Annotated in this window: 17 protein-coding genes and 1 pseudogene; 2 read left to right on the top strand and 16 right to left on the bottom strand. The window is 39.4% G+C overall.

Annotated features, from left to right (window positions below; translation table 11 throughout):
* Positions 1–10 precede the first annotated feature (10 nt).
* The 12 genes from RWZ99_RS02810 to RWZ99_RS02755 all read right to left on the bottom strand — a co-directional run bounded on the left by RWZ99_RS02810 (position 11) and on the right by RWZ99_RS02755 (position 9,581).
* Complete coding sequence (locus tag RWZ99_RS02810; protein ID WP_314676222.1) at positions 11–391, bottom strand: alpha/beta hydrolase; 381 nt, start codon at positions 389–391, stop codon at positions 11–13.
* A 2-nt stretch (positions 392–393) separates the two neighbouring features.
* A complete protein-coding gene (locus RWZ99_RS02805) occupies positions 394–807 on the bottom strand; it encodes an alpha/beta hydrolase (protein ID WP_314676221.1) in 414 nt (137 codons plus the stop codon).
* 32 nt (positions 808–839) lie between these two features.
* Positions 840–1,205: a hypothetical protein gene (locus RWZ99_RS02800; protein ID WP_314676220.1), complete on the bottom strand. Its 366-nt coding sequence runs from the start codon at positions 1,203–1,205 to the stop codon at positions 840–842.
* Between the two features lie 247 nt (positions 1,206–1,452).
* Entirely contained in the window at positions 1,453–2,565 is a 1,113-nt protein-coding gene (gene ald / locus RWZ99_RS02795; RefSeq protein WP_314676219.1) for an alanine dehydrogenase, read from the bottom strand.
* Between the two features lie 444 nt (positions 2,566–3,009).
* Entirely contained in the window at positions 3,010–4,155 is a 1,146-nt protein-coding gene (locus tag RWZ99_RS02790) for an amidohydrolase (RefSeq protein WP_314676218.1), read from the bottom strand.
* A 247-nt stretch (positions 4,156–4,402) separates the two neighbouring features.
* Entirely contained in the window at positions 4,403–5,122 is a 720-nt protein-coding gene (locus RWZ99_RS02785) for a pseudouridine synthase (RefSeq protein WP_314676217.1), read from the bottom strand.
* A gap of 80 nt (positions 5,123–5,202) precedes the next feature.
* Positions 5,203–5,886 carry a VIT family protein gene (locus RWZ99_RS02780; RefSeq protein WP_314676216.1) on the bottom strand — a complete coding sequence of 228 codons (684 nt, stop codon included), beginning with the start codon at positions 5,884–5,886 and terminating at the stop codon, positions 5,203–5,205.
* Positions 5,887–5,974: 88 nt separating this feature from the next.
* Complete coding sequence (locus RWZ99_RS02775; RefSeq protein ID WP_314676215.1) at positions 5,975–6,745, bottom strand: nucleoside phosphorylase; 771 nt, start codon at positions 6,743–6,745, stop codon at positions 5,975–5,977.
* Between the two features lie 78 nt (positions 6,746–6,823).
* A complete protein-coding gene (locus RWZ99_RS02770) occupies positions 6,824–7,318 on the bottom strand; it encodes a DUF6773 family protein (RefSeq protein ID WP_314676214.1) in 495 nt (164 codons plus the stop codon).
* Positions 7,319–7,331: 13 nt separating this feature from the next.
* Positions 7,332–7,529 carry a helix-turn-helix transcriptional regulator gene (locus RWZ99_RS02765; protein ID WP_014621323.1) on the bottom strand — a complete coding sequence of 66 codons (198 nt, stop codon included), beginning with the start codon at positions 7,527–7,529 and terminating at the stop codon, positions 7,332–7,334.
* A 178-nt stretch (positions 7,530–7,707) separates the two neighbouring features.
* Positions 7,708–8,691 (bottom strand): rhodanese-related sulfurtransferase, encoded by a 984-nt coding sequence (locus RWZ99_RS02760; protein ID WP_314676213.1) that lies wholly within the window; start codon positions 8,689–8,691, stop codon positions 7,708–7,710.
* A gap of 188 nt (positions 8,692–8,879) precedes the next feature.
* On the bottom strand, positions 8,880–9,581 hold the full coding sequence (locus tag RWZ99_RS02755) for a glucosamine-6-phosphate deaminase (RefSeq protein ID WP_314676212.1): 702 nt from the start codon (positions 9,579–9,581) through the stop codon (positions 8,880–8,882).
* A gap of 150 nt (positions 9,582–9,731) precedes the next feature.
* Between RWZ99_RS02755 and queA the strand changes: the two genes are divergently transcribed.
* Positions 9,732–10,775, top strand: coding sequence for a tRNA preQ1(34) S-adenosylmethionine ribosyltransferase-isomerase QueA (gene queA / locus RWZ99_RS02750; RefSeq protein WP_314676211.1), 1,044 nt, complete (start codon positions 9,732–9,734; stop codon positions 10,773–10,775).
* Positions 10,776–10,872: 97 nt separating this feature from the next.
* Here queA and RWZ99_RS02745 read toward each other — a convergent pair whose 3' ends face one another.
* The 4 genes and pseudogenes from RWZ99_RS02745 to RWZ99_RS02730 form a co-directional block, all read right to left on the bottom strand.
* Positions 10,873–12,660: an ABC transporter ATP-binding protein gene (locus RWZ99_RS02745; protein ID WP_314676210.1), complete on the bottom strand. Its 1,788-nt coding sequence runs from the start codon at positions 12,658–12,660 to the stop codon at positions 10,873–10,875.
* Positions 12,661–12,672: 12 nt separating this feature from the next.
* Positions 12,673–14,409 (bottom strand): ABC transporter ATP-binding protein, encoded by a 1,737-nt coding sequence (locus RWZ99_RS02740; protein ID WP_314676209.1) that lies wholly within the window; start codon positions 14,407–14,409, stop codon positions 12,673–12,675.
* A gap of 237 nt (positions 14,410–14,646) precedes the next feature.
* Positions 14,647–15,872 (bottom strand): annotated as a pseudogene (locus RWZ99_RS02735) (tyrosine-type recombinase/integrase).
* Positions 15,862–16,128 (bottom strand): DUF3173 family protein, encoded by a 267-nt coding sequence (locus RWZ99_RS02730; protein WP_037610862.1) that lies wholly within the window; start codon positions 16,126–16,128, stop codon positions 15,862–15,864. The pseudogene RWZ99_RS02735 and the gene RWZ99_RS02730 overlap by 11 nt, the downstream one beginning before the upstream one ends.
* Before the next feature lie 520 nt (positions 16,129–16,648).
* Here RWZ99_RS02730 and RWZ99_RS02725 point away from each other — a divergent pair.
* Positions 16,649–18,010 carry a hypothetical protein gene (locus RWZ99_RS02725; protein ID WP_175063632.1) on the top strand — a complete coding sequence of 454 codons (1,362 nt, stop codon included), beginning with the start codon at positions 16,649–16,651 and terminating at the stop codon, positions 18,008–18,010.
* Positions 18,011–18,222 lie beyond the last annotated feature (212 nt).

Below are 18,222 nucleotides of genomic sequence, written 5' to 3'. Positions count from 1 at the left end.
AGTTTGCTGCCTAAAAATTCTTTCGTAGAAATTCCAGTACGATTCTATTAAATTGCTTACTTTCAACGTAAGCTGCGTGCCCCAGTCCATCAAATTCGTAATAGGAAGCATGGGGAATGCTGTTAGCAAGTTCTCTTGCACCTTCCACACCCAGAACCAGATCTTTTTTAGCTCCTAAAACAAGCGTAGGACAGGTGATTTTATCAAGTGATTTATAGCAATCAAAAGCTAGAATTGACTTGGCTAAACGAACAAAGCGATTGCGTTTTTCTTTACTCACAGACTTTAAAAATAGCTTATTAATCAGATATAACTTTTTTAACAAAGGAGACGAAAATGACTTACTCATGGAATCCTTATTAAGCTTAACCATATCACCCTTTTCTGCCATCTCTATCCACCCGCCAATGGTTTCTCTATAGTGTTATTGCGAGAAAGTGTCAGGGCTAATACTAGACTTTTCACCTTTTGAGGATATTTGATAGCAAATAGCTGAGCAATCATGCCTCCCTGTGATATGCCTATAATAGAGGCATTATCAATATGTAATTCTTGCAAGGACTGATAGAGGTCATCCGCCATATCCTCAATAGTAATACCTTCTTCGATATGGTCCCTTCTATCAAAAAGATAGACCTTGTACTCCCTAGCGTATCGAGAAAATAGTGAGTAAATAGCAAGATTGGACATATCACCTAATCGTTGCAAACTTAATCCCGTAATGATAATGAGAGTTTTGTTTCCCTTACCAAAAGTGATATAGTCAACGCCCTGTTCTGACAGATGATTTCTTTGAATACTAAACATTATCTATACTCTTTCATTGCAACATCTAAGTATTATCGTGATTCCGGTACATCATTTGACGCCAAAATGACAGTGGTCACCAAGACGACAAAAATAAGTTGCCAAATAATAAGGGACACGAAATCCCCACCTTTGAAAATTATGTGGTAAAAAACTAAAAAAATGAAGACCGCAGCATTTTTTCTAAAGAGTTGTTCACAGTTTTTCCAAAAAGCTTTGAAAGAAATAGTTGCTCCTATCTTACGAGCAAGCACCACATGATAAATCATTTCAAACAGGGATGCCACACCTACTGTAAGTAGAAGCTCGGTCAATGATACATCCATTTGAATACCAAAATAAAAGACGACAAGCTGAGAGAAAATAATTGCTGTAAAAACGCGAATATGATTTGCCATGATAAAACCTCCTTATGAGCGCATTTTTTAAGTAAAAATAGAAAGAGTCATAGATACTCATTGCTAATGTTAATATTTCTACTCATTATAGCATAAAATAAGACCTAAATTAGAAAAAATAAACAGTTCTAAGCTTTGTGGACACTTGACAATCAACTACCAAACACACGAGCACCTCTTATCCTAACTAAAAAAGTCACGCCAAATCATGGTGTGACTTCTCTTTCATTCTGATAGAATTATAAACTTATAGCAATTCGTCAATAGCTGTGTAGCTTCTGTTCAATCCTTCTGCAACAGGTTGGCTAGTGATGTGACCTTGGTAAGTCGTTACCCCTTGACGAAGGCCTTCATCATTTTCAACGGCCTGTTTGAAGCCTACTCCTGCAAGAGCTTCGATATAAGGAAGGGTAACATTGGTAAGCGCAATCGTTGATGTACGTGCTACTGCACCTGGGATATTAGCAACAGCATAGTGAAGGACACCATGTGTTTCATAAACAGGCTCATCGTGAGTTGTCACGCGATCTGCAGTCTCAACAACTCCACCTTGGTCAACGGCAACGTCAACAATCACAGAACCTGGACGCATTTGTTTAACCATATGGTCAGTAACAAGTTTTGGCGCTTTAGCACCTGGGATAAGAACTGCACCGATAACCACGTCAGCATCACGGACACTAGCTTCGATGTTGAACGGATTTGACATAAGGGTTTGAATTTGACTACCAAAGACTTCCTCAAGGACAGACAAACGTTTGGCGCTAATATCAAGAATCGTTACTTGGGCTCCAAGTCCAAGGGCAATACGGGCTGCATGTGTCCCTACGACACCACCCCCGATAATAGTAACTTTTCCTTTAGGAACTCCAGGTACACCTCCTAAAAGGACACCAGATCCACCCTCTTGTTTAGTCAAGAAATGAGCACCGATTTGTACGGCCATACGTCCTGCAACCTCACTCATTGGAACCAAAAGTGGTAAATGCCCCTCTTGGCTACGAACAGTTTCGTAGGCAACACCTGTTGTCTTAGCATTGACCATAGCATCTGCCAATTCTGGAGCTGCGGCCATGTGCAAGTAAGTAAAGAGTAATAAATCTTCGCGAAGGAAGCCATATTCAGCAGCAAGTGGTTCCTTAACTTTAACGACAAGCTCTGCCGCCCATGCTTCTGCAGCAGTTGCAACAATTTTAGCACCTTGTTTTGCATAATCTGCATCAGAAAAACCAGAGCCGAGGCCTGCATTTGTTTCGATTAACACTACATGTCCCTTAGCCACAAGACTTTGGACACCTGCAGGTGTCAGGGCTACACGGTTTTCGTTATTTTTGATTTCTTTTGGAATACCAATTAACATATTTTCTCCTCATTCGGAAGTCATAAGGTAAAGGATTATTCGAATCGCTTAACCACTTCCGATCTATCTTTCAGTGATGATAACGCTTTCATTTTATCTAAAATCCCTCAAAAAATCAAGAGAAAAAAATCTCCGCTATTGTATGATCTTAGAATCATACTCCTATAACTATCTAAACAATCCACAAAAGAGCCCAACCAAGCGGCTGGGCTCTTAAGTTGTAAACTAAATGATCAAAAGATTATTTTTCCTTAAGCACATCCTCCTTTTCAGTTTCAAAAGCAGCACCAATTTAAAATCCTTAAGCTTTATGAAAAACTCTTAACAAAATAATCAAGGAGCTTTTGGTCTGCTCATTGCTTATGGCCCAAGAGAAAGTCTGGATGAACGATTTTCCTTCCGCAACAGGTTTTTCATTACTAGTAATTCCAATTAAGGGAGTAGTCATTCGTTTTTCGCCTTAAAATAATCAAGTAGGAAAAGTGCGTTTTCCACATAGTAATTAACGGCTACTGGCAAGGCCTCATCTTTCACAAGGAAATCATCATGATGCCAGTCTGGTGCATCCTCCTCACCATTAGAGCCGATAAAAGCAAAGACACCTGGTATTTCCTTTTGATAAGCCGCAAAGTCTTCTCCACCTGTTGATGGTAGCGTTTCAATCACTTCTGCGAATGCTTTAGAATTTTCAAAGATGAGTGGTGTCAGAGCATGGTCATTGTAGGTCACGTAAGGTGAATTGCCCCAAGTGATGTCAACTTTAGCACCAAACTGGTCTGCTGTTGCCTGAACTACCTTTTCAAAGCGGGCAATGACATCTTCACGAACCTTAGGCTCAAAAGTACGAATCGTTCCTTCGAAAAAGCCCGATGCCGGAAGGACATTCCAGGTATTTCCAACTTCGATATGAGTGACTGACAAGACAGCTGATTCAAAGGGCGATACCGTTCGAGCCACAATTTGCTGTAAATTATTAATGATAGTCGTAGTGACCAAGACCGTATCCACACCCAAGTCAGGACGAGCCGCATGGGACGAAACACCCTTGACATCAACCCTAAACTGCTCCACGCCCGCCATAATAGCACCTGAACGAAGGCCAAGCTGACCAGGTTTTAAGTGAGGATTATTGTGATAACCGATGATAGCTGACACATCCTCAATACCGCCCGCTTCAATGACCTGATAGGCCCCTTGGAAATTTTCCTCGGCCGGTTGGAAAATCAGTCGAACAGTACCCTTAAGCTCTGCTTCTCTTTCTTTTAAAAGCTGAGCAGCTCCAAGCAGAGAGGTCTGGTGAAAATCATGACCACAAGCATGCATGGCACCATTATCGCTGGCATAGGGAAGTCCTGTCTTTTCCTTAATCGGTAGGGCATCAATATCAGCACGCAAAGCAATAATCGGATGACCTGACCCAATCTCAGCGATGAGTCCCGTCTTCAAAGGATAATTTAAAGGCTCAATACCTAAATTTTTCAAATAAGCTTTCAAAAAGACTGTCGTCTCATGCTCCTCCTCAGAAACCTCTGGATGTTGATGAATCTGATGACGCGTCTTTGCTAAATGATCGTAAAATGCTTCTGTCATAATGAACCTCCCTCTCTGATTGGTTTTGAATTGTCAATCCTTTTTTGAAACTCTCAATCGAATTGATTCCATCATACCACCAGAAACGACACTTGAGAAATCAAAAATAGTTATAGTAGTCCATAAGTATTTCTTATACCTCTAAAAAAACACTGTCATTATAGGTATTGTAGTATTAAGACTAGTGATAAGATAGGCTTATCAGGTGATTGAAAGTTTCTATCGCACCTTAACCCACATAGGGCGACTAACCCAAATAAGTACGCAAGATTGCTTTTTCTGCTTCGGTCAAGGTTCGGTAGGAACCTACTGCCATCCCTTCATCAAGCTTAAACTCTCCGAAAGAGATACGCTTGAGATAGGTCACCTTTACCCCATAAGCCAAAAACATCTTTTTGATTTGGTGAAACTTGCCTTCTGAAATCGTGACTCGAGCGCAACTCTTGTTACTTGCAGAACTTAAAACTTCCAGCTGAGCTGATTTACAAACAGTCCCATCCTCAAAGACAACACCAGACTCAAAAAATGCAGGTGCATCAGACCCAAGAACATCATTAACTTCAACATAATAAGTCTTAGCCACATGATAGCGTGGGTGAAGCATGGCAAAGCCCAAGGGACCATTGTTGGTAATCAGCACCAAACCTTCCGTATCCCTATCCAAACGCCCCACAGGATAAAGGCCCTCTCGCTGATCCTCAGGCCTAATCAAATCAATGACTGTCTGGTGTTCCTTGTCCTTTCGAGCTGATACCACCCCTGATGGCTTATTCATAAGGTAGTAAACTTCTGGCGCATGCTCCAGTTCCTTACCAGAAACCGTAATGGTTTGAAGACTAGCATCCACATTAAGATTATCTCTATCCGCCAAGACACCATCCACATAGACTTGCCGACTACGAATGAGCTTCTTGACCTGATTGCGAGAACCATAGCCCGCCTGGCCTAATAATTTATCTAAACGCATAGCCCTATTGTACCATGGATAAGTATGGTCTAGTAGACTAAAAAAAGCCTACCTAAAAGGTAGACTCATATGACTAACAATTACACATTCACATGGAAGACTTGCCCAACCACATAGGTCACGAGCATGGTCAAGAGTCCTACTGTCAAGTTACGCATCATAGCTTGTTTAACAGGCGCTTTCCCAAGTTTGGCACTGATATAACCAGTCAAGATCAAGGTCAGTGCAACCACCACCACCGTTACAGGAATACGGTAAGGCTCTGGGAAAAGCAGGATAGCCAATGTCGGTGGTAAAGAACCCACTGAAAAAGCAAAGAAACTAGAGACAGCAGCATGCCATGGATTTGTGATTTCTTCTAAATCAACTCCATATTTTTCCTCAACCATGACCTTGATAGGATTTTTACTAAAGGCCTGATTGACCTTAACTTCAGCTGCCGTTTCGCAATCTCCTTGGCTGAGGAAGGTTTGATATAAACTTTCTCTAGCTGCCTCAGGTGAGCGATGCAAAAGGGCTTGTTCCTTAGCGATAGCAGCTTCTTCGGTATCCTTTTGCGTTGACACACTGACATATTCACCACCTGCCATTGAAAAGGCACCGGCAAAAATCGCTGACAAGGCTGAAATTAAGATAAACCAAATGTTAGATGTCGCACTGGCCACACCGATAACCACTCCCGCAATAGAAATAATGCCATCATTGGCACCCAACACGCCAGCTCTCAAAATATTTAAACGTTCTGCAAAATTCTTATCTTCCAATTGTTTACTCCTTATTTAGAATCATTCTAAAAACATTATAACAGTTATTTAGAATGATTACAAATAAGAGACTTGAAAAGTAGAATATTTAAAGTTCACTCCAGTCACACGCAAACTCTAAAGCTAATAAAGCTACCTTGTCCTTTTCATCCAAATCTGCATGATTCATCAAGTTACGGGCATCCCAATTACCTTCAGAAAGGTGATCCGCAGCATAGAAGAAATGGCAGATCTCAACACCTCTAAACTTTGCTAAAGCTGCAACTGCAGAACACTCCATATCCACACAAATAGCTCCTGCTGCCTTTCGAGTTTTGAGTTTACCACTCGTTTCACGATAAATGCCATCAGTTGTCCAAACCTTACCTTCCCTATGAGAAATCTTACGCTCATTGAGATAGGAACGAAAACGGTCTAAAACACTCACATTTACCTCAATCTCATCGCTAGCTTCCACATAGTGAAAACTCGTCCCTTCATCTCTCAGGGCATGACTAGGGATAATAATAGAAGTCTCTTTAATATCTTCATCAAGCACCCCACAAGTACCAAAGAGCACAAGTTTATCAGCTCCCAAGGCAAAAATATCCTCTAAAATAGCCACACAGGCAGAGGCACCTACAGGTGCATTAAAAAGAGCCAACTCATGCTCAGCAATAACAAGCTTATAAATCGGAATAGCCACATTCGCCATGGACGTTTCATAGATAAGTTCATGGGGAAACATCTCAAGCATTCGTTGAAAGGTCGAACGAGAAAAACAGGACACAGCTATTTTAGGAAAACCCTCAAGAGGCTCATTCAAGTCCTCGGGATTGATAATCGCTTGTCGATTGGCATCAAATTCAGTTAGTAGCATACGTGACCTCCTTAGTTTTAGGACCCATTATAACATAATAAAATCAGACCCAAAAGTCTGGTCTGATTCTAACACTATTTATTCTTCATTCTCCAAATCATCTAGCTGTTTTTCAAGACGTCTTCTCTCATATCTTCCCAGTGCAGCGAGAGCCCAATTCATAAAAAAAACAAAGGGAGCATACAAAATATAAGTAAGTGGCCAAGTCATGAGATATCTAGGATCCAAGGGATTATTATGATAGACATTGTGGTTGTACTGATAGTTAGTTGTCATAATAATAAGGGTGATAAGCCCTGTCACCAGTAAACAACCTAAGACTGTCATCCTCGAACTTCCAAAAGCATTTACAGCAAGACGTTCAGCTCTATAAATAGACCAAATCCATGCTATCAACATTGGAAAGGCCAAGTAATTAGAGGTAATAACACCCTTGTTAAAGAAGGTACTATAGACTTGGCACGCCAGTGTCCCTGCAATCATTATGTAATAGCATTCGGCAGCAACTTTATTACCTAGAGCTTTTTCGCGTTCATCTGTAACCTCATTATTAAGCAGTTTGAATTTCATCATCTTTACTTCCTTCCTAAATCTCCCAAAACAGTTGATCCAAAGTCCTATCCAGTGTTTTGCAAATAGCAATGCATAAGGCTAGGCTGGGATTGTACTTTCCAGCTTCAATCAATCCGATGGTTTGTCTTGTTGCACCTACCGCTTCAGCCAAGTCACCCTGAGTCATATCATGCTCTGCTCGTGCTGCTTTTAAGCGTAAATTCTTTGCCACATGACCCCTCCTTTTCAGCATATCTGATATTTTCTTCGAAATCAATTGTGATTACCATCTCTTTTCATTTATATTATACACTATATATTTCTATTTGCAATATATATCTGTCATATTTTTAGAAATAATTTGCAAAATAAAAAGCCGAGATTTCTCTCAGCTTCTTAACTCGTTTAACTTAAGCAGGTGTTACATCCAAGCTCTCACCAATAGTAGCAAGACGTTCGACAACATCTTCTTGGCTCAAACCATTTTCAGAGACATAACGGTTGCGTGGGTGAACACGGCATTCGTGTGAGCAACCACGGAGGTATTTATCTTCATTTTCCTCAGAAGCAAGGATACGGCGGTTACAGAATGGGTTACCACAGTTGACATAGCGTTCACAAGGTGTACCATCGAACCAATCCTTACCAACAACGATAGGATCTACATGGTTGATATCAACGGCAATACGCTCGTCAAAGACATACATCTTACCATCCCAAAGCTCACCTTGAACTTCTGGATCTTTTCCATAAGTCGCAATACCACCATGCAATTGGCCAACATCTTTGTAGCCTTCACGGACCATCCACCCTGAGAATTTCTCACAGCGGACACCACCCGTACAGTAAACAACCACGCGCTTGTCCATGAACTCTTCTTTATGGTCGCGGACCCATTGTGGCAATTCACGGAAGTTGCGAATATCAGGACGAATGGCTCCACGGAAGTGACCAAGGTCATATTCATAGTCGTTACGTGTATCAAGGATAACAGTATCCTCATCTAAAAGAGCCTCTTTAAACTCTTTTGGTGACAAGTAAGCGCCTGTCGTTTCAAGTGGATTGATGTCGCTATCAAAGTTATCATCCTCTAAACCAAGGTGAACGATTTCCTTCTTGTAACGAACAAACATCTTCTTGAAAGCTTGCTCTTCTTCCTCATCAATCTTGAACCAAAGGTCCTCCATCCCTGGAAGGCTGTGAACGTAGTCCATGTATTTTTGAGTGGTTTCATAGTCACCAGAAACCGTTCCATTGATCCCCTCGTCAGCAACTAGGATACGGCCTTTGAGACCGATTGATTTACAAAAAGCCAAGTGGTCAGCCGCAAATTGCTCAGCGTTTTCGATGGGAAGGTATTTATAATAAAGCAATACTCGAATAGGTTTTGCCATTGTATTTCCTCTTTCTTTATGAAATATCTATATCTGTTGTTTGAAAATCAAAATCAACTTAACTATTATAGCGCTATCAAAGAGGACTAGGCAATTGATTTGTTTGGAGGAGAATTTTCACAAAAGAAAAAGGCTGAGTGCCAAATGCCTCAACCTGAGTTTCGTGCGATTTTTTCCACAAGATAGTATTACAATTTCGCAGCAGCTGCCTCATCCAAGATAAGAGTCACATCTGGATGATGTTGCAAGACACTGGCTGGGACTTCCTCTGTCACCGGACCCTTGACCATCTTGAAAATGGCATCTGCCTTCTTGTCACCATAGGCAAACAAGATAATCTTCTTAGCAGCCATAATGGAAGCAATCCCCATTGAAATAGCCTTTGTAGGGACTTGGTCTCGGCTGGCAAAGAAACGGCTATTAGCTTCAATGGTGCTGTCAGTCAAGTCGACCACATGGGTTTGACTATCAAAAGGCGTACCTGGCTCATTAAAACCAATATGTCCATTACTTCCAATTCCTAAGATTTGCAAGTCAATGGCATGGTGTAACAAGATGTCATCGTAGTCCTTAGCCGCCTGCTCCAAATCTTCAGCCATGCCATCAGGCAAGAAGCTCTCTTTGAATGGCTTGGCATTAAAAAGATGTTCTTGCATGAAAGCATGGTAACTCTGCTCATGTTCAGGTGCTAGACCAACATATTCATCCAAATTGACACTGTAAAGTTCCGAAAAATCCAAGTCACTTTCAACCATCTCTTGGTAGAGGGCGATAGGTGAACTACCTGTAGCCAACCCCAATGTTTGAGCACCCGCTGCAAGGCTCTCTTTAAGAAGATCGAAGGCAACTTTGCCTCCCTCAACTTGATTTTTAACTAAAATCTTTTTCATTCTATTCACCTCGATATTGGTATATACCATTTTCTTTATTATCTCTTTTTTTACCCCTTTTGTCAAGCGCTTTCACTCAACTCCTTTAATGACTGTCGCCCTATATCGTGCTATAATAAAAAGGCTGAAAATTTTTAAACGAGGAAACAAATGAATACAAACGATTTTGATTTTGAACTACCAGAGGAACTGATTGCCCAAACCCCATTGGAACAACGTGATGCCTCTAAACTCTTGGTCATCGATCCTGTCACCAAGGAAATGACTGATACCCACTTCGACCACATCATTGACCAGCTTAACCCTGGCGATGCCTTGGTTATGAACAATACGCGCGTGCTTCCTGCCCGTCTCTATGGTGAAAAACCTGATACACACGGCCACGTGGAATTTCTCCTTTTGAAAAATACCCAAGGTGATCAATGGGAAGTTTTGGCCAAACCAGCCAAACGCCTTAAAGTAGGTGCTAAAGTCAGCTTTGGTGATGGTCGCTTGACTGCCACTGTCACTGAGGAACTGGATCACGGCGGACGTATCGTAGAATTTAGCTACGACGGTATCTTCCTTGAGGTTTTGGAAAGCTTGGGTGAGATGCCACTGCCACCTTATATCCACGAAAAATTGAAAGACCGCGACCGTTACCAAACGGTCTATGCCAAAGAAAATGGCTCTGCTGCTGCTCCAACAGCTGGCCTCCATTTCACTCCTGAATTGCTTCAAAAAATTGAAGCTAAAGGCGTAAAATTAGTCTACCTCACCCTCCACGTTGGACTGGGAACCTTCCGACCTGTTTCTGTCGATAATGTCGACGAACATGAGATGCACTCAGAATTTTACACCCTCAGCCAAGAAGCGGCCGATACCCTCAATAGTGTCAAAGCTGCTGGAGGTCGCATTGTTGCTGTCGGAACAACCTCAATCCGAACACTGGAAACAATCGGCAATAAGTACGATGGTCAACTCCAAGCCGACTCAGGCTGGACCAATATCTTTATCAAACCAGGCTACCAATTCACAGTCGTAGATGCCTTTTCAACCAACTTCCACCTTCCAAAATCAACCTTGGTGATGTTGGTTTCAGCCTTTGCTGGTCGTGAATTCGTCCTCGATGCCTACAAACACGCCGTCCAAGAACGCTACCGCTTCTTCAGTTTCGGAGATGCCATGTTCGTCACACGACGTGCAGAGAAATAATAGTTATTTTGAGACTTTCCCCTACGGGAGAAGTCTCTCTTATTGCTCGTCACATTCAGAAAAAATCCACCAGTTATGAACTGATGGATTTTCTTGTTTATTTCTCCGCAAATTGACTATTATACAAATCGTAATAAAAGCCTTTATCTGCAAGGAGAGATTCATGGTTACCTTGTTCAATGATTTGTCCATCTTTAAGGACCAAAATCTTGTCTGCTTCTTGGATCGTTGATAAACGGTGAGCAATGACAAAACTTGTTCGACCTTGCATGAGGGTTTTCATGGCTTTTTGAATCAAGAGTTCCAGACGGGTATCAACCGATGAGGTTGCCTCGTCCAAAATTAGGATTTTAGGATCAGCCAAAAGCGCACGGGCTATGGTCAAAAGCTGCTTTTGTCCCAGTGAAATATTACTTGATTCCTGGTTCATTTCCATGTTGTAACCACCAGGCAGCGTACGGATAAAGTGATCCACATTAGCAGCCTTAGCAGCCTCAACAATTTTTTCGTCAGTTGCTTCAAGATTACCAAAACGAAGATTTTGCTTGATAGTTCCTTCAAAGAGCCAAGCATCCTGAAGCACCATACCAAACTGTTTACGATAATCTTGACGCGACAAGTTACGTATATCATGACCATCAACCGAGATAAAACCTGCAGTAACATCATAGAAACGCATGAGAAGATTGATAATCGTTGATTTTCCAGCACCGGTAGGACCGACAATGGCCACCATTTCACCAGGATTAACCTCAAGATTAAAGTCACGAATCAAAGGTTTATCTGCGACATACTGGAAGTCCACATGATTAAAGCTAACTTGACCAGTTAAATCTCCTTCAAGCACCTCAGTAGCATCATTAGCCTCGTCTGGTTCATCCATCAGTTGGAAAATACGGTCCAAGGAAGATTTAGCACTCTGCAATTGTCCAGCCAACTGAGTCAAATTCTGAATAGGTTGATTAATCTGCCAAACGTACTGAACAAAAGCCTGCATATTACCAATCGTCAAGCGACCAGCCAAGACTTGCAAACCACCTAGGACAGCGACAATTAGATAGGTCATGTCAGATAAACCATTAAGGACAGGCATCATGAGACCTGAAATGAAATTGGCCTTAAAACCTACCTTTTGAAGGTCTTCCGTAATTTCTTTAAAGTCTTCTAAAGATCTATCCTCACGCCCAAAAAGTTTAAGCACATTAAAACCTGTCAGATTTTCCTGAACAAAACCGTTAAGAGTACCTAGGGCATCAGCCTGCTGCTTAAAGTAAGGTTGAGACTTACTCATAATGAAGCGAGCGCCAAAGTAAGTAATGGGAATAGTGATAACAACCACAGCTCCCAACTGAAGATTAAGATAAAGCACTGTCCCAATAACCAAGGCTAGAGTAAAGACGGCATTGACAACCTGCAAGAATGACTGCTGCAAGGCATTCGAAACTGTCTCAACGTCACTAGTAAAGCGACCCAAAAGGTCTCCAAATTGATGCTTATCAAAGTATGATACTGAGGTACGATTGAGTTTCTCAGTCATCTCATTTCGCATATCCTGAACCGTTGCTTGCACAGCATTGGTCATAAAATAGTTGGAAAAGTAAGAAGCCAACTCATAGATGAGACCACGCAAGAAGTAAAAGACCAGTACCACACCAACATAGGAAACGTTTATATGGGCACCTTCCACACCCTTGGATATGTCCAGTGTATTTTTAGTCAGTTCCGTAATGGCTAAACCAATGACCACAGGTTCGAGAACACTCATGATGACACTAATAATTTTCAGGAAAATAGCTAGGTAAAGTGGGAAACGATAAACCTGTAAGTATGACCAAAGGCGGCCAAAACTTGAGGAATGAGTTGTTTTCATTTTATTATTCTTCATTTTGACCTCCTTCTAGTCTTCCGTCAGAGTCTTTTGATTCAATTGTGATTTGGCAATTTCACGGTAAATGTCATTACATTCCATAAGCTCTTCGTGACGACCACGACCAACAATTTCACCCTTATCAAGAACGATAATCTGATCAGCATCCATAATGGTTCCCACACGTTGTGCCACAATCAAGACCGTCGCATCCTGGGTCACTTCTTTTAGACGACGGCGCAAGGTCGCATCAGTCTTGTAGTCCAAGGCAGAGAAGGAATCATCAAAGATATAGAGATCAGGACGTTTAACCACCGCACGTGCAATTGACAAACGCTGCTTCTGTCCCCCAGAAAGGTTGCTACCACCCTCAGCCAAGTGAGAATCATAGCGTTCTTCCTTACTTTCAATAAATTCCTTAGCCTGAGCCACTTCTGTAGCCTGATTCAATTCTTCATGACTGGCATTTTCCTTACCATAACGGAGATTCTCCCCGATAGTTCCTGTAAAGAGTAGAGCTTTTTGTGGAATAAAGCCAATCTTGCGACGAAGAGCCTTAAGATTGTAGTCACGGACATCCACACCATCAACAAGAATGCGTCCAAGTGTAACATCATAAAAGCGTGGAATCAACTGCACAAGAGAGGATTTTCCTGAACCCGTAGATCCGATAAAGGCAATGGTTTCACCTGGTTTAGCCTTGAAGGAAATATTGTGTAGGACAGGACTCTCCGTTTCACCAGGATAGGCGAAGGTCACATTATCAAATTCCAAATATCCCTTAGTCTCAGTCTCTGTCACCCCATCTTCATTTGGATTGATAGAAATAGGCATGTCTATAATTTCCTTCAGACGTTCACTAGATACCGCCGTACGAGGATACATGGTAAAGAGGTTGGCTAGGAAGAGGACGGATAGAAGTGCATGGAAACTGTACTCAATAAAGGCAACCAAGTCCCCGATTGCCAAAGTCCCAGAACCTAATGGCTCTAGGGCAAACCAAACAATAGCTACAATCATAGCGATGATGATTTGCACAAAAAGTGGCTCTGTTAAACCAGTCAATTTAAAGAGCTTGTTTGAATTATCCGCATAGACAGCATTTTCAGAGGCAAACTTCTTCTCTTGGAAATCTTCTCTAGCAAAAGCACGGATGACACGAAGTCCAGTCAGATTTTCACGAGCATACTGGTTAATCTTGTCAAGAGTTGCTTGTTGCTTTTCAGAAAGCGGACGTGTTTTTACCGCCACATACCAGACAACTACGGCTAGGAAAGGCAAGGAGATTGCCACAATCCAAGCCAAAGACGGACTTGTCGTCAAAATCAAGAAGACGCTAGAAATCATCATTAAAGGAGTAATCACCCCTAGCTTGAGAAGTTGATCCGCAAACTGCATGAGAACAAAAGCATCCGACGTGATACGAGTCACCAAAGAGGATACCCCTATCTGTTCGTACTCATGGTGCGAATACTCCTGAAGCTTGGCATATATATCATTACGCATAACCTGCACCATCGTGGTCGTCAACTTACCAACCGCATAGGCCAGAAGCACACGGCCAACAATCCCCGTTAAGACCACACCAAACATGACCCAAGCATAGGCATAAAGCTTGTCAGCATCTCCACGGTTAATCCCTTCGTCAATCATTCTGGCAAGAACCGTCGGCAGACCCAGGTTAGCAATAACAAATAAAATGGCCGCCGTAAAATTCATCGCCAGCCACTTAGGATAACGCCTGAGATAAGACCAAATATAAGCCATAAATTTCTCCTTTTCTTTTTAGCATTTACCATGCCTTTAGATCTTTTCTAGTTATGCAAAACCGCTAGAGCCATAAAAAGCACAGAAAAAGGGCGTGACAAGCACGCACATTACCTACATTCTAACAAATGAAAATATTAAAAGCAATAGAAAAAACCAGAGCTTATGCCCTGGTTTCTTTATTAAGCGACTTGAGTCGTTACCTTATTATTTAAGAGTAACTGAAGCAGGTTTATGCTAACTACTGATATTATCTAGTTTATTTAGTTGATTTACATTTTGGCAGTTTTTTTGGCAGGATACTAAAAAATTTTTGATTGTAAAATATTCTGAGTGATTTTGTCAGAAATCCCGATTACATCATTATGATACCAATGACTGTAAACATTTAAAGTCGTTGATTTATCAGCATGACCAAGTCTATGTGAAACATACAGTGGATCCATCTTAAGAACATTAAGAAGATAAGATGCATGACTATGACGCAAGCCCTTACCAGTAATCTTTGGAACATCTACAATCTCAGCCTGTCGCTTAATAATACGACAAATAGTTGATTTACATAAGGGCTTACCAAATCGAGATAAAACATAATCATCTTCGCCATTTTGCACTTGAACTTCACGCCAATCTGTTAATACTTCTAAAGTTACATCGTCTAAATCAATTTTACGCAATCCAGCAACCGTCTTTGTCTGCTGCTTAGCATACCAATTTCCATTTTCATCTTTTTCAAGTGTTGCATGGACATTAAGAAGCTTTTTATCAAAATCAATATCTTTCCATTTCAGTGCCAGCCCTTCGCTCACGCGCACCCCCGTCATATAATACAGCCAAATTGTTGTGTAACGATGTCTATCCTCATACTCCGAACGATCAAAAGCTCTCATCACCTTTTTAAACTCTTCAAATGTCCAAAACTCAGTTACTGGATGTTTACCTTTCGGATTATCTAACCCTAAACATGGATGTTTGGAAATATAACCCAACCGTTCTGCATAACCAAGACATGCTTTAAAACGTGACCACAAATTCTTTGCATAATTTTTAGAATAATCATTAATAAGACGAATTCTAAACAACTCACATTCTTGAGGGGTAATAGCTTTTAGCTGTTTTTTTCCAAAAGAAGCTACAAAAAGGTTATGATGAGCCATCGCCGTCTTATAGGTAGAAAAGTCAACTTTTTGTTTATAGGCAGGTAAATAAATATCTTTCATATAGTCTGCAAATGATATATTGTAATGTTCAAGAGTTAACTTTCTTCCATTTTCGTATTTAATACGAACAACCTCATCATATGCTTCTTTTTGACTTTCGAAAGGTTTTCCTTCCTTAGTTTTACGCGCTTTGTGCTGAACCCTTTTCCCAGAAATTGGGTCTTTTCCAAGCTCAATACTAATATAAATTCTATCTTTTTGATCAATATAAACGCAAGGGTATTTTTTTGTTTTAGATACCATCTGTTTTCTCACTTTCTTTTTTGTTTTCAGAAAGCGAAATCCCTCCAAGGAGCTTCTCCACTATATCCCTTGGAGCTATACCTAATCTTTTATTATCAAAGGGCGATCTTATTAATTGTACACTATTTGAATCATTAATTCTATCTTTTTTAAACTTCTCCACCGCAATAAGTTTTGCATCACGAATAATATTACGAGCTGTCTTCTCCGGAAACCCGAGCTCCATTAATTCTTTATATGTAACAGTTTTTTCCATTTGTTACTCCCTACTTTATTATTAAAAGAAACTTTTCTATTTTAAATCTTATAAATCAATTCATTTCTATTTTATTTAATTTACTCTCATTGCAACAGCAAACCTATTATTCTCTTGACTCTTTTACTTAATTTATTATTTATCTCACCTATTATATAGAAGAAAAATAGTTTTATTTGTAGTTCACAAAATCAAGAAAAATTCCTTCTATTTTTATTATGCTTTTTTTTATTTTATTCTAGACTACTTTTTCTGACCAACTTAAAAAGTTAACGCTCCCTTATTTTATTATTTATCTCACCTACTATATAGAAGAAAAATAGTTTTATTTGTAGTTCACAAAATCAAGAAAAATTCCTTCTATTTTTATTATGCTTTTTTTTATTTTATTCTAGACTACTTTTTCTGACCAACTTAAAAAGTTAACACGTCACTCATTATCGCTTTAAGCTTTTCAAAATTGAAAGAAATATGTGTAAAAAACAACATAATGTCATAAAGGAAAGGAAAATATTTTTTTATGACAAAAAAATATAACGAAAAAGATCTCATTAATAATGAGCAACATATCTATGATTGTTTTTCCAACACGACCGCTTTCTTAGGATTAGATAGAGTTGAAGTTAGCATAAAAGGAGAAATAGAGTTCGACGCAACCAAGTTACAAATTTTCTCAAAAAAAAATAAAAAACTCACTGTTATAAAATATATTGATTCACGATATGAATATATTCGAATTAACAATTCTACTTTTGGTTTGCTAGAAATTAAATTAAATCCGTACGATAATTCTTTGGTTTGTCATGTTCAAATCAATCATGGAGGACTTAATTTTGAAACAAATTCACTGTCCTCGTTCAAAGAGAAATTACACAATTTTCTTAACTTTGTTGAATGTAACGCAGGAATTACTATCTATCCTAGCTCAATTGAATACAGGGAACTTGAACTAGCTTTTACATTCGCAACAAATCGTCAAATTCATATACAAACACGCGCCTTACTCTTAAGATCTTTATCAAATAATGTTAACATTACTATCATAAACGACGAAAATCAGGGAATTCTAAAAGCTGGGAAATACAAAAATGAAAAACATATCTTTTACGATAAAATCAAAAAAGCTAAAAGAAATAAACAAATTCCCGAAGAACTATGTCATGATATTGATGTTTATAGATACGAAATCACATTAAATAAACAAAAGATAAACTATTTGTTCAGTTCTACCAATATTAATAGTATTGATGAAACCGATATTATAAATTATTTTAAGGGTAAGGTTCAAAAAGGAATTGAAAATCTTACTAAGCAAATAAATATATCTATTAAAAAGACTCAAAAAGCACTTGAAGAAGCTAGGACTATACAAAGACACCCCTACAATGCTACAAATACTTTTTTTGCAAGATTAATCAACGACCCTTTGAATAGCTTTCAACCAATGACACTTGATGAAGAAATTTTTTGTTATCTAAAACTGAAACAAAATTTTGTCTCAGCATCAAACATAGCACGTACCAAAAAAAGACTAATTGAACACAGTTTCAAACATTCACGTGGCTTTGGGGAAAATTACTTTTTATCAGAAATGATTACTTGGCAAACTCTACGAATTTTGAAACTAATGCTAGATGCTACTGACTTTTGTAAAACATATGGTTTGGGGTGTCAATTGTCTAAAAATAATTCAAAACCAAAGTGCTTAGTTTTTAATAACTATACTGAAGAAGAAAGAGGTACAATTCTCTATCAAAATATCAAAAGTTTCAAAAAAAATAAAATTATGGATATTCATGAAATTATTTCCAAAAGACTAGCTAATTTACCAACAGAGATTGAAAATAGTAATCATGATGTCAAATATTTTTCAGTAGTTTAATATATATTTTTTTATTACTACACTCATAAATCTTGATTTAACAACATTTTTAAAAAAAATTCTCTTCCGATCTGGAAGAAAATTTTAAACTAAAAATCTATTAATTATATTTGGTTCCCCACTAAATACTCCACCAGAAATAAATTCTGGTGGAGTATTTTCTACCATTTGTCAAGTATAATACGGTTTCTGACTCAACACTATTTCTGAAA

This window comes from uncultured Streptococcus sp. (assembly GCF_963545685.1).
GTDB lineage: Bacteria > Bacillota > Bacilli > Lactobacillales > Streptococcaceae > Streptococcus.
Note: the sequence above shows the minus strand (reverse complement) of the source record. Positions and strands in the feature narration are given on the sequence as shown.